At 32.5% G+C, this 12974-nt stretch carries 13 protein-coding genes; 7 read left to right on the forward strand and 6 right to left on the reverse strand.

What is annotated here, in order from left to right:
- Window positions 1–8: 8 nt before the first annotated feature.
- Window positions 9–1448, reverse strand: a complete 1440-nt coding sequence (locus GKR88_14050) for an AAA family ATPase (GenBank protein ID QMU65304.1) — start codon at window positions 1446–1448, stop codon at window positions 9–11.
- A 262-nt stretch (window positions 1449–1710) separates the two neighbouring features.
- Here GKR88_14050 and GKR88_14055 point away from each other — a divergent pair, with 262 nt between their 5' ends.
- The 3 genes from GKR88_14055 to GKR88_14065 are packed head-to-tail and all read left to right on the forward strand — an operon-like array spanning window position 1711 to window position 3796.
- Complete coding sequence (locus GKR88_14055; GenBank protein QMU65305.1) at window positions 1711–2460, forward strand: hypothetical protein; 750 nt, start codon at window positions 1711–1713, stop codon at window positions 2458–2460.
- Complete coding sequence (locus GKR88_14060) at window positions 2432–3253, forward strand: DUF3822 family protein (protein ID QMU65306.1); 822 nt, start codon at window positions 2432–2434, stop codon at window positions 3251–3253. Before GKR88_14055 ends, GKR88_14060 begins: the two co-directional genes overlap by 29 nt.
- Entirely contained in the window at window positions 3254–3796 is a 543-nt protein-coding gene (locus GKR88_14065) for a methyltransferase (GenBank protein QMU65307.1), read from the forward strand.
- Here GKR88_14065 and GKR88_14070 read toward each other — a convergent pair.
- Genes GKR88_14070 through GKR88_14090 form a run of 5 tightly spaced genes read right to left on the reverse strand, consistent with a single transcriptional unit; the run spans window position 3788 to window position 8844 of the window.
- A complete protein-coding gene (locus GKR88_14070) occupies window positions 3788–4741 on the reverse strand; it encodes an AAA domain-containing protein (GenBank protein ID QMU65308.1) in 954 nt (317 codons plus the stop codon). The two genes, GKR88_14065 and GKR88_14070, sit on opposite strands and share 9 nt — an antisense overlap.
- On the reverse strand, window positions 4741–6117 hold the full coding sequence (locus GKR88_14075; protein QMU65309.1) for a peptidylprolyl isomerase: 1377 nt from the start codon (window positions 6115–6117) through the stop codon (window positions 4741–4743). Before GKR88_14075 ends, GKR88_14070 begins: the two co-directional genes overlap by 1 nt.
- The gene (locus GKR88_14080) at window positions 6083–6898 is read right to left on the reverse strand and encodes a hypothetical protein (GenBank protein ID QMU65310.1); all 816 of its coding nucleotides are present in this window, start codon (window positions 6896–6898) and stop codon (window positions 6083–6085) included. Before GKR88_14080 ends, GKR88_14075 begins: the two co-directional genes overlap by 35 nt.
- Before the next feature lie 29 nt (window positions 6899–6927).
- Window positions 6928–8547 carry a peptidylprolyl isomerase gene (locus GKR88_14085; GenBank protein ID QMU65311.1) on the reverse strand — a complete coding sequence of 540 codons (1620 nt, stop codon included), beginning with the start codon at window positions 8545–8547 and terminating at the stop codon, window positions 6928–6930.
- 12 nt (window positions 8548–8559) lie between these two features.
- Complete coding sequence (locus GKR88_14090; protein ID QMU65312.1) at window positions 8560–8844, reverse strand: DUF493 family protein; 285 nt, start codon at window positions 8842–8844, stop codon at window positions 8560–8562.
- An 87-nt stretch (window positions 8845–8931) separates the two neighbouring features.
- On the opposite strand from GKR88_14090, the gene GKR88_14095 reads away from it, so the two are divergent.
- The 4 genes from GKR88_14095 to GKR88_14110 all read left to right on the forward strand — a co-directional run bounded on the left by GKR88_14095 (window position 8932) and on the right by GKR88_14110 (window position 12886).
- Window positions 8932–9474, forward strand: a complete 543-nt coding sequence (locus GKR88_14095; protein QMU65313.1) for an AAA family ATPase — start codon at window positions 8932–8934, stop codon at window positions 9472–9474.
- Window positions 9471–11357, forward strand: a complete 1887-nt coding sequence (locus GKR88_14100) for a RecQ family ATP-dependent DNA helicase (GenBank protein ID QMU65314.1) — start codon at window positions 9471–9473, stop codon at window positions 11355–11357. Before GKR88_14095 ends, GKR88_14100 begins: the two co-directional genes overlap by 4 nt.
- Window positions 11358–11377: 20 nt before the next feature.
- The gene (locus GKR88_14105; GenBank protein ID QMU66727.1) at window positions 11378–12298 is read left to right on the forward strand and encodes a methionyl-tRNA formyltransferase; all 921 of its coding nucleotides are present in this window, start codon (window positions 11378–11380) and stop codon (window positions 12296–12298) included.
- 315 nt (window positions 12299–12613) lie between these two features.
- A complete protein-coding gene (locus GKR88_14110; protein QMU65315.1) occupies window positions 12614–12886 on the forward strand; it encodes a DNA-binding protein in 273 nt (90 codons plus the stop codon).
- The last annotated feature ends 88 nt before the right edge of the window (window positions 12887–12974 follow it).

Genomic DNA, 12974 nt, shown 5'->3' on the forward strand with positions numbered 1-12974 from the left:
AGAAAAAGTCAAAATGAGTTCAATTCAAAAAAATCATCTTTAAAACCAATTAAATACAGCTTTTTTCGGGCCCTTGTAATGGCTGTATACAACCATCGTAAATATTCTTTATCCGGGCCTGTTGGTAAATAAGGTTGCTCTATAAAGACCGTATTCCATTGTCCGCCCTGAGATTTATGACATGTTATAGCATAAGAAAACTTGATTTGCAGCGCATTGAAATACTTATTCTCTTTTATGGATATTACTTGCTTATACCGGGGTTTTTCATGAGCATAATCTTCTTTTACGGCTTCATATAACTTCGTTGAATCTTCATGCGATAGTGAAGATTTTTCGCTGGTTAATGTATCTAAAAGTAAGATGGTTTCAAATGGCTTCTGATCCGGATAATCTATCATTCGTATTTCAACCTCGACAAACCTAAATCCGTACAATTCTTTTATAGCTCTAATTCTCAATATCTCACAGATATCTCCATTAGCTATAAAATGCGCCATTGAAGCGTTTTTTAGCCAAAAATAATTATTCTTTACCACCATAATATGATCTCCTGTTGAAATCTCATTTTCCTGGCCTACGATCCGTGTCCTTATTTGCTGATTATATTGGTTAGCTCTCTTATTAGTTCTTACAATAAAAACTGTATCTTCTATCCCTTCATTATTGTATGCTGTAACCATTGCGTCTTCCATATCATATCCGTCTGTTAATCGAATCACGTCCGGATACTCAATATCAAACTTAAAATGAAAAGCGTTATTATCAATTAGCATTCTCAATAAGGTAGCATTTGCAAGAATCCCTGAATATTCCTGCTGCCGTACCACTTCATCCAATTCTATTTCTATGATTTCTTTGTGATATGTGGTTTCCAGCCTTTCAGCTTCCAATGCAGGACTTATTATTGACTTTACCGGGGGTAATTGAGCAGTATCTCCAATAAAAATCATTTTACAATTACGCCCTGAATATACATACGAAACAAGGTCATCTAATAGAACGCGTTTGTCAAAAAAACGGGTATCCTGAAATGTATCGGAAATCATAGAAGCTTCGTCTATTATAAACAGTGTATTTGTATGCCTGTTGGGTTGTATAACAAAATCTACAGTACCATCTTTTTGTTTCTTAGGAAAGTAAATTTTCTTATGTATGGTAAATGCCTGCTTTTTAGTGTTTACAGAAATCACTTTTGCTGCTCTTCCGGTAGGTGCCAGTAACACGGCTTTTTTTCCTGTTTCCCATAAATTATTTACGACTGTACTGATAACCGCTGTTTTTCCGGTACCTGCATATCCTTTTAGTAAAAAAATAGAATCAGTGTTGCTGTCAAATATAAAGCTTGTAAGTAAACGAAATGATTTCGCCTGTTTATTTGTAGGTGAATAAGGGTGCTTTTTTATAAGATCTTCATAAAAATCCGTTGTTTTTTTTGACGAACTCATTTAAATTTTTTCAATTTGCTAAAAAATTGCTGTTTTTAACTCTGTTTTTATCTTTTTTTCCTTCCGTAGCGCTGCTATGCAACTCAAAAAAGCTTTCAACATATCTAAAAACTTCCAATGTTCGCTTACATCCAAAAAGTTTAAATGAGTTCGACATGAAAAAATAAAATATCAAAGATATACTGATTTATCTTTAAAAGTTTTTATCGTTAAAAAAAAATTGTAGCTTTGCTAACAACGTATAAAACAAAAATAATATAATATGGTGTCATATGTGCTAATCGCAATAGGTATTATAATAACTATTGTACTTGCTTATTTAATTGTAAAGTTTCTACCGTTAAAATATAGAGCTTTAACATCCGCAGCACTACTTCTTTTATCGGTTTTTTTAGCTTATAAAATTTATAAAGGCGTTATGGAACCTATCAATTTTGATAAAGAAAAGGTGGTAAAATATGCCAGGGTAATTAAAAATTTAAAAATTATCAGAGATGCGGAAATTGCCTATAAAGAAGTGAATGGTAATTATACGGATGATAGAGCACTCCTTATTCGATTTATTGACACGGCTCAATTTGCCATTACCGAAACCAGAGATACTATCATAAAAGTAAATGAAGGTACCCGATGGCAACCCTTATGGGTCGATAAAGAAAAACGAATCATAGACACTACCGGCTATGAACCCGTATTAAAAAATTTTGAAGGGAAGGATTATAAAAACATGTTTAAAGTTTCGGGCCTTGAAGACAGAGAATTTGAACTTCAGGTGGGTATGGTTGAAAAAGTACAAGGCCTGAAAGTACCGGTATTTGAAGCCAGGATAGACAAGGCCTCCATCTTGAAAGGAATGGATTCTTCTTTGGTAAAACGAGAAAAAGAAGCTATCGCAGCTGATCAGGTCAAAGGGGAATATATATCGGTAGGTTCTTTGGATGATGTTACTACGGGTGGTAATTGGCCCCCTCTTTATGATAAAAATGACCGTGCAAAAGAGAGCAGTAAGTAAAAATATTTCAGAAGAAAAAATTACATCAAAAAATTTATCCATCCAATTTAGTTTGGATGGATTTTCTTTTTCTATCTCAAATCAACACGACGAAATATATCTTTTAAAAGAGTATTCTTTTCGGGAAACGGTATCTATAGCTGTATGTTTAAACAAAATTGTTACCACATTTAAAACCGAAAAAGAATTACAATCCGATTTTAAAAATGTTTCCGTAATTCATCAAAACTATTTAAACACTCTGGTTCCGGATAGTTTGTTTGATACCAATGAATTGAAATCTTATCTTAAATTTACCGTAAAAATATTGGCTACGGATCGTATTGATTCTGATTCAATTTCCAAAACCAGAGTCAAGAATGTATATATTCCCTACATCAATATTAACAATTTTTTGTTCCAAAATTTTGGGCCGTTTGAATTTAAACACCATATGACCGTGTTGATAGAAAAATTATTATTGAAAAATAATGGCTTTCGGTTTTATATTCATGTATCCAAACATCACGTTGATATTATTGTTATAGAGGGTATTTCACTTATTTTTGCTAATTCTTTTGAATATCATTCCAAAGAAGATTTCATTTATTATATTTTGTTTGTCGCAGAGCAACTAAAATTAAATCCCGAAAAATTAAAAGTGATTTTATTAGGAGAAATTGAAAATGAATCTGACCTTTTTAGCATCGTATACAAATACATCCGAGAGGTATCATTTTTAAAAAATGACCATTTCCTTCTCTCCAATACACCTGATTTTTCTAGGCATTCAAATTTCATCTTACTAGGATAATTGAGAATCATATCAGGCACATACAAAGGCAGGAGAATTACAGTACCAAAAAATTTGCCCGTTAGGCCCACAACAGGTATGGCTAAGGAATCTTTATTCAACATTCTTCACAATCATTTTTATTTTGAAGATGTTTCCGTAATCGATCTATTTGCCGGAACCGGTAATATAAGCTATGAATTTGCTTCACGAAGCACAACAGATATCTATGCAATAGATAGTCATTTTGCTTGTATAAAATTCATTCGCGATACAGCTAATAAATTTGAGTTTTCAATTCACCCTTATAAAAGTGATGTTTATAAATTTTTAGAGAAAACTTCTTTAAAAACAGACATTATTTTCGCAGACCCTCCTTATGATTTCAAAATTGAAAAACTCATAGAGATAGCAGATTTAGTTTTCCAAAATAAAATATTAAAGAGTCAGGGAATATTGATCATCGAACATTCAAAACATACGGATATGAGCGATCATCCGAATTTTAGTTATAGCAGAAAATATGGTGGAAATAAGTTTAGTTTTTTTAAAGAACTAAAGTAATGAATTGATAATCTCGGTTAAGGTGATTCCTTCTGCTTCGGCCTTATAGTTTTTTACTATCCTATGAGATAAAATAGGTACTGCCACTACTTTCACATCTTCTATGTCCGGAGCGTATTTTCCCTGAATAACCGCATGCCCTTTGGCAGCCAATATTAAATTTTGAGAAGCTCTTGGGCCTGCTCCCCAATCTAGGTATTTTCTCGCCATATCCGTAGCTTCCTTAGATTTTGGGCGTGTTTTTCCTACTAACGAAACGGCATATTCAATAACGTTGTCTGTAACAGGAACTTTTCTTATTAGCTTTTGTGCTTCAATAATTTCAGATGCAACAAAATAAGAACTCAAAGAAATATCCATATCGGAAGTAGTATTTTTTACCACTTTAACTTCTTCGTTAAATGAAGGATAGTCCAAGTGAATAGAAAACATAAACCTGTCCAATTGGGCTTCAGGCAGCGGATATGTTCCTTCTTGTTCTATCGGGTTTTGAGTAGCCAATACATAAAAAGGTGTGTCTAATTTATAATGTGTTCCGGCTATTGTTACAGAGTGCTCTTGCATTGCTTCCAGTAAAGCAGCTTGCGTTTTAGGCGGTGTCCTGTTAATCTCATCCGCAAGAATAATATTAGAAAATATGGGGCCTTTGATAAATTTGAATTGCCTTTTCTCATCTAATATTTCACTGCCCAGAATATCTGAAGGCATTAAATCCGGTGTAAATTGAATCCTCTTAAAATGCAATCCTAAAACATCGGAAATAGTATTCACCAACAATGTTTTAGCCAAACCCGGAACACCAATCAATAAAGAATGCCCTCCGCAAAAAACAGATAGCAATACCAAATCAATTGCTTCTTCCTGCCCTATTATTATTTTTCCTATTTCAGTTTTTAGCTTCTTATAATTGGAAACTAATTGGTCTACAGCAGCTACGTCAGACATTATCTATTTGCTAATTTTTTCCAGTTTCTGTCAAAAGTACATTTATCATACTCCCGGCCAATTTTAACATAGGTATCTACTATTTTTTCTTTAGCCCATTTAGCAATGGTTTCTTGTTTTTTCTTTTGCAAAGCAAGGTCATGTATTTTTACATAATCATCAACAAGGTCTGCTATATGTGTATCTGTACGGTCTCTCATCATGATCACTTTATGCATTTTTTCTCCTGTCCGGGTCTCATCGTAAAAGGGCTCTGTCATTTTTCCGCTTTGTAAATTATTGACTCTTGCATATAGTGCAGGATCCATTCTGGTCAAATCAAAAGTAGATTCTCCGGTATATGGATTAACAATCAAACCTCCGTTATTTTTTGTGTCCTTATCTTCGGAATATTTTTTAACTGCTTCTTCAAAAGTTATTTTTCCTGCCGTAATATCCTTTCTAATTTGGGTGACTAAATTTTGAGCAGCTGTTAGTTTATTATCATCAATTTGTGGTCTCAACAGAATATGAGAAGCACTTCGGGTATTTCCTTTAATTTCATGTAACTGAATAATATGATATCCAAAATCTGTTTCAAAAGGCTCGGATACCTCACCTATCTCTAAGGAAAAAACCGTTTCTTTAAATTCTTTAATAAAAGGACTGTCTTTTGTAATTTCATATTTCCCTCCATTAGTAGTAACAGCAGGATCCTCAGAATTAATGATGGCTTTCATGCGGATACTAGCCCCCTCTTCTATATCTTTTTTTAATTTAGAAAGCTCATTAATAACTCTCTGATTTTCTTCCTCCGTAGGTTTTGCATACACAACAATTTGAGCTAATTGAATTTCAGCAGGAAACTCCGGCAACTCATTTTTTTCTTTTAATCCATTATAATACAAACGCACTTCTTCCGGGGTCACGTCAATTTTTTCAGTTAATTTCTGTTGTTCTTTTTTAATTAATACATTTTCTTTTTCAATTTTAAAGAGCTCTGTTTTTAACTCTCCTATACTATTAAAACCGTAAATTTCAGGGACTTTATCTTTTCCTCCATATTGTTGAGCAAAATAATTAATATTATTCTCAACGGCAGCATTCACCTCCGTATCTGTTACTACAATACTGTCAATCACTGCGTGATGTGCTAATAGTTTTTGTAACATCAATTGTTCCAACATTTCGCAATCCGAGATTTTTATTTTTCCCTCACTGTTATTTTCCAGTTCTAATTTAAATTTTTCTATGTCAGAATCCAATACAATATTTTTGCCTACCACAACTCCCACTCCGTCAATCTTAATTTTTTGAGAATGCGCTTGTTGAATGCATACAACAGTATATATAAGTGACAGGCTAATACATTTTAAAATTTTTACTTTGTGTAGCATCTTTAAGGATAATTTTTTCTATTTCTCTAATTAAATCTAATTTTCTTTTATGCAAAATCATTTGTTTTATAGTTGGAGTAATATAGCTCTTAGGAGCTATTTGATTCCTTAACAATACGTCTTTTACTGCAACCAAATATAAGTCTAATGAATCTTCTTTTGGAAGATATTTTGTTTTTTTTAACAGTTTCTCCTTGGAAAAAGGAATTTTTAACAAAACATTTTCAAGGGGAACCCAAGTAGAATCATTCAATCTATATGATTTAAACCCTAGTTGTTGTTGTTCCAATTCTTCTATATCTTCCGGTTTGGAAGAAGCAAATAGCTTAATGATACGCATTTTATCCAAAATCGTATTTCCAAACCGTAAGTATCTGATTTTGACAAGCTCTTCATTTAGTCTAAAATTAAAACTATTGCTTTCATAATAAGCATCTATCTCTTCCTCCGAAACTACAGTATCTAACTTTTGCTTTACCAGCTTTTCCTTATAGTTATTAATAATAAGACTGTTTCTGTAATCCGTAACTAATTTGTTAATTTCTTTATTGCTTTCCAGAGTACTATTCTCCTCAGCTTTTTTTAATAGTAATTTTTGAGTTGCCCAATTTGTTATAATACTTTTCAATAATACCAGGCTATCTTCTTTGGATATCGTACCGGGAAACAAATTTTCGATATCACTCTTTGTAAGTTTTTCATTCCCAACACTAGCGACAATAGCTACTTTTGCAACTTGTTTTTGTTGTAAATCAAAATAATCACAAGAAGAGCATAACATACATAATACTATTAAAACAGCACCTTGCTTCATTCTTCTTTTCTGTAGTATTTAATCAGTTTTTTAAGTGCTCTTTTATTAATTTTCACACTATTATTCTCTCTTAACCTTGCAATCCATCTCTTCTCTAAATAATCCTGATAATCACTAATGACCTTTCCTCTGATTTTACTTAGATATTTTTCCGTGTAGTTTGCTCTGTTAGCATCAAAATAGGTTTGCAAGCCTATGGTATCTTTAGAAGATTTTTCCCATATTTTTTGATTCATCAATTCGAATAATAAAATCCCGTCTTTATACTCCTGCAACTGGTATGCATATTCAAGTTCCGTATGCACCAGATTTTCTTTAAAATATGTTTTTACCTGAGCATCTATAAAATCATTAAAAAGAAACTCGGTAGATTTATTAGTCCTATATTTAATATATGAAACAAATGTTTCTTGTTTTATGTCTTTCCCGTTAATACTAAGTATAATATCCTGTAAAGAGTCTTTAGAAATGTCCCGAATGTCTTCTCTTTTAAAAATTTCTTTTGCAGCTTCATACTCGGTTATCTCATATTCTTTTTTAAGCTTATTTAAAACAGCAATATCCGATAGTTTTGCTCTTCCGTTTCTTTTAATTTTAGAGCTCATTTCTTCTTTCATTTTTTCAAAGGGTAAAACAGGATATTTACCAATTAATTTTATAATATGCCAACCAAATTGCGTTTGGAAAGGCTTGCTATAATCACCTACATTTTTCAAGGAAAATCCAATATCTTCAAAAGGTCTTATCATTCTTCCCGATCCGAATCTATTTAATTTACCACCTTTATTTTTTGTGTTTACATCATCAGAATATTCTTTTACCAAAACGTCAAATGAAGTTCCGGCGAGTAATTTATGATATACGGAATCTATCTTTTGCTTCCCGGCTGCCGTTTTATCGGATAGTAAGATATGAGCAACCTCTATTTCGCCTCTGGAGGGTCGTTCTGCTATTTTTTTAACAATATGGTATCCAAATCTGGTTTTAAATGGCATGGAAACTTCTCCAATAGGTGTTTTATAAGCCATATCTTCAAAATCATACACCATCCGAAATGCACTAAAAAAGCCTAAATCACCTCCGTTTATTTTCACCGAACTGTCTTCCGAATATTTTTTAGCTACTTCAGAAAAATTTGCCTTTTCGCCAACTATAGAATCTCTGATGTGCATTATCTTTTTGTAAACAGATAAAGTATCTTCGGGTTTGTAATTGCGTGGAAACTTCAATAATATATGACTTGCTCTTATTTCTTTTTTTGTTCTATCGTACGCTTCTGTTACCAATTTTTCCAAAACCTTTTTATCTTGTAAATAAGGAGCTATTAGTTGATTCCTATAAGTATTTATTTCTCTCTTATACGGTCGGGACGTATCTAACTTCAACTTATACGCTTCATTGACCTTAAGTTTATAATTAATAAAGAGCTCTAAATTCTTTAAGACATCCCTTCCTTCTTTGGTTTCTATGGTTTCCAGATTCTTTTCAAAAACCCGTTTAAATTCTGAAACTTTGATTTCTTCATTATTAATGGTAACCAGTATTTTATCTTTTTTTTGACCATACGAATTTGTCATCAATAATGTAAGACAAATGAGAACTATTATTTTTTTCATGTTAAGCTTAATTTATAACGATATAATTCCTTCAATTTTTTCAGCCTTTCTGTAATACTTTATCACTTCGTCTGCAGTAAGTACACTAATGATTATAGATACACTGACATACTTTCCTGTTTTAGATTTTTTAGTGTTTACTACAACTCCTCCTTTGTCAAATATTTGCTGTACCTCTTGTACCTGATTTCTATCGGCAGGAACAATAAATTTATACATATAATCTGTAGGAAATGTTGTTGTTTCTTTCAGTTGAGTTTTTAATTTTTTATAAAATACCTCTTCTTTACCGGCCATGAAAAGTATAAAATTATTATTATTTTTAATAATCACAAAATTACACTAAATATTATTTTAATAAATAGAATCTTATATTTTTGTTTTATGCAACAAAAAATTGTTTTAATAGGCGGGCCGGGTACGGGAAAAACTTCTGTAGTGAATCAATTAGTTAAGCAAGGATATTATTGTATGCCGGAAATTTCCAGAGAAATTACGCTAAATGCTCAAAAAGAAGGCATTGACCAGCTTTTCTTAACCGATCCGTTATTGTTTAGCAAACTTTTACTGGAAGGTAGAGAAAAACAATTTTTAAATGCTGCTGAGGTAACTGATGAGTGGGTATTTTTTGACAGGGGCTTACCGGATATATATGCCTATCTGGAGTTCAGCAATACAAAATACCCTCCATATTTTAAAGAGAAGTGTACGTTTCACAAGTATGATAAAGTATATCTTTTTTTACCGTGGAAAGAAATTTATCACAATGATAATGAACGGTATGAAGCCTTTGAAGGTGCAAAAAAAATCAATTCTTTTATCGAAAAAGCATATCGGGAATTAGGTTATACCCTGATAAATGTTCCTTTTGGTTCTCTTAAAGAAAGAACCGATTTCATTATTAATTCGCTTAAAAGCGATATATGAAGAAACCCATAGACATACTTCAACGATATTGGAAACATACTGAGTTTAGAGACACTCAGGAAGCTATTATTTCGTCCATTTTAGAAAAAAAGGATACCCTTGTTGTTTTGCCAACCGGTGGAGGGAAATCTATTTGTTTTCAAATTCCTGCACTGCTATCAGACGGAGTATGCATTGTCATTTCACCTACTATCTCTTTGATGAAAGATCAGGTGAAACACCTAAATGAAAAAGGAATTACAGCAGTTACCATAAATGCCGGTAGCAGTCAGGGTGAAGTAATTACTGTCTTCGATGCCTTAAAATCAGAAGTTTCTAAGTTCTTGTATATTTCGCCCGAAAGGCTCTCCGCTACATTTATTAAAGAAAAAATAAAAGAGTTAAACGTACATTTAATTGCCATTGATGAAGCACATTGTATTTCCGAATGGGGGCACGATTTCAGACCTTCGTATAGAAATATCAATACTCTTAAAGAAATACATCCAAAAGCCACCTGTGTTGCCCTTACCGCAACAGCAACATTAAAAGTAATAGATGATATCATTAAAAATCTGGATATTCCAAATGCTGCTATTTTTAAAAAATCGATGAAAAGAGCACAGCTGGCATATCGGGTAATTGATGCCGAAGATAAATTGGGCAAACTACTGCAGTTTTTTTCAAAAAAAAAAAGTCCGGCTATTGTATACGTAAATTCCCGCAAAAAAACGCAAGAAATAGCTTCTTTTTTAAATGCAAACCATATCAGAGCTTCTTTTTATCACGGAGGGTTAAGTTTCCCGGAAAAACAAATCGCCTATGATGACTGGATTCGCGAAAAAACCAAAATTATGGTTGCCACCAATGCTTTTGGAATGGGTATTGATAAAGCCAATGTCGGCCTTGTTATTCACTTAGACATACCCAATAGCATTGAAAATTATGTACAAGAAGCAGGCAGGGCCGGTAGAAACGGAAATAAGGCTTTCTCTGTTGTTTTACAAAACAACAATGATACCCGGAAATATAAAGAACAATTAGAAAGTGCATTGCCCACTATAAAAGAAGTAAAAGAAGTATATAAAAAACTCAATCAATATTTTGGTATTGCTTACGGCGAACTTCCCGGAAATGCTTTTCATATACATTTTTCCGAATTTTGTCATCGCTATCATCTTTATTTTTCAAAAACTACTACCATTTTTAACCTATTAGTGAATAATGGTATTATAGCAATAAATACTGCTTTCAACAAAAAGTCAACATTGCAATTTAGGATTAGTTCCGAGAGATTGATCCGTTATAAAAAACAATCCTCAACTATTAAAAAAATCATAGATACTATTATACGAAACTATACCGGAATCTTTGATCATAAAATAAAAATTGATGAATTTTTCATCGCAAAAAAAGCACAAACCACGTCAAAAAATGTAACAAATGTGCTTACAAAATTGCACCGTGAAGAAATAGTACGATACAAAGCAACGGCAACGGCAAATACTATCTATTTTTTAGTTCAGAGAGAAGATGACAGAACTATTAACCGAATCTCAAAAAATATAACTATATATTTAAAACAACGAAAACAAAAAGGAATAGAGCTCATACATTTCATTAAAAATAAAACCGTATGCAGAAGTGCACAACTTCTATTTTATTTTGGAGAAATAACCACTGTTGATTGTGGGGTTTGCGATGTTTGTCTAAGTCAAAGGTATCAAACAACAGATTATTCTCCGGAGATATTAAAACTTCTTAAAAGGCATCCTGAACTATCATCGGCAGAAATTCAGACATATATAAATGCAAACGAAAAAGACATTTTAATATATTTGCAACACCTCTTGTCAGAAGAAAAAATTGGCATTAGTGATTACAATAAATACTATATAAAATGAAAGACATCAGAATCGTTTTTATGGGGACTCCTGATTTCGCTGTCACTATTTTAAGAACTTTAATTGAAAATAATCATCATATTGTTGGTGTCATTACCGCACCGGACAAGCCTTCGGGAAGAGGAAGAAAATTAAACGAATCCGCCGTTAAAAAGTATGCAAAATCACAGGGGTTACTTGTGTTGCAACCCGCTAACCTTAAAAAAGAAGTTTTTTTATCCGAATTAAAAGAATTGCATGCTGATTTGCAGATCGTTGTAGCTTTTAGAATACTTCCTAAAGTTGTTTGGAATATGCCAAAAATGGGTACATTTAACCTGCATGCTTCATTGCTTCCAAACTATAGAGGAGCAGCTCCAATACATTGGGCCATTATGAATGGAGAGCATAAAACAGGGGTTACCACTTTTTTTATTGATGATAAAATAGATACCGGAGCAATTATCTTACAAAAAGAAATTCATATTAAAAATGATGAAACCACAGGGCAGTTACATGACAGATTAATGTATCTCGGAGCTGATTTGGTTCTCAATACCGTTCGTTTAATTGCAAAAGGCAATGTAATGATCATTAAACAGCCGAAAACAGAAGTAAAAACGGCTCCGAAGCTCTATCCGGGTGATTGTAAAATAGACTGGAATGACACCTTATCCAATGTATATAACAAAATCAGGGGGCTTGATCCGTTTCCTACAGCATGGACTACTTTAAAAAATGGTAAAGACCATATTTTAACCAAAATTTACACTATTGAGAAAGTTGAGGAACCACACGACCTTATACCGGGAAAAATAATTAGTTACGGAAAAGAATTACGGGTAGCCGTAAAAAACGGGTTTATCCGCATCATTGAAATAAAATTATCAGGAAAGAAAAAAATGAATAGCATTAGTTTATTAAATGGTTTCTCATTTGACCGGAATGCTATGATGTGCTAGCACTATTATTTAATTATATAAATTTTAAATTCACAATTACGAATTTTTATACCTCAATATCAACTGATTGAATTTAATTTTTGTAAAATTAATTTTTTGACTCAATGTATATAGCCATTCGATATAAACTCTTTTAGAGATAAGGCCTGTAGGTTTTTTAGTACCCATTCCACGTCTTTATTAACAATTTGTCTTCATTTATCAACAAAACAGCATTTTTTTAGTCCTTAAACTTGCACGAAGCCACAATCCGTCTATATTTGTCCAACTTATATAAGTTAAAAATATCAATTAATTTTTTAAATTCTATTTATTATGAACAAATCAGATTTAATCGATGCAATAGCTGCTGATGCAGGTATCTCTAAAGTAGCCGCTAAAGCAGCTTTGGAATCTATTACAAATAACGTTACTGCTACTTTGAAAAAAGGTGGTAAAGTTGCTTTAGTAGGTTGGGGAACTTGGTCAGTATCTAAAAGAGCTGCAAGAAATGGAAGAAACCCTCAGACCGGAGCAGAAATCAAAATTGCAGCTAAAAATGTTGTTAGGTTCAAAGCTGGAGCTGGATTAAGTGACTCTGTAAACTAAATCATACTTTAGAAAAAGTGTAAAAAGCTCTCTTTTTAAGAGAGTTTTTTTATCTAAAATTGTTTAATGTTTAAGAAAATGAGACCTT

This window comes from Flavobacteriaceae bacterium, assembly GCA_014075215.1.
GTDB lineage: Bacteria > Bacteroidota > Bacteroidia > Flavobacteriales > Flavobacteriaceae > Polaribacter.